This window comes from Bittarella massiliensis (ex Durand et al. 2017), from assembly GCF_017566145.1.
GTDB lineage: Bacteria > Bacillota > Clostridia > Oscillospirales > Ruminococcaceae > Bittarella > Bittarella massiliensis_A.
Genome location: NZ_JABFCL010000263.1, coordinates 1 through 219 on the forward strand (window position 1 = coordinate 1; position 219 = coordinate 219).

The window sequence follows — 219 nt, forward strand, 5'->3', positions numbered from 1 at the left end:
ATGACCGGCATCGTACGAGGGGACTTTACTATCGGGACGAGGAGCTTCCGATCCGGACGGATTCTGAGGCATTTAAGCTCATTACCCGTGTACAGGATGAGGCACACCGTTTTGCCATCGAGTTTCACCGAAAACTTCGGGGGCAGGGGCAGGTTCATTCGATTCTGGATGAGATTCCAGGAGTGGGTCCAAAGCGCAGAAAGGATTTAATGAAACACT

At 51.6% G+C, this 219-nt stretch carries 1 pseudogene; it reads left to right on the top strand.

The features are described from left to right. A pseudogene (locus HJY11_RS14260) lies at positions 1–219 on the top strand (excinuclease ABC subunit UvrC); the annotation flags it as partial.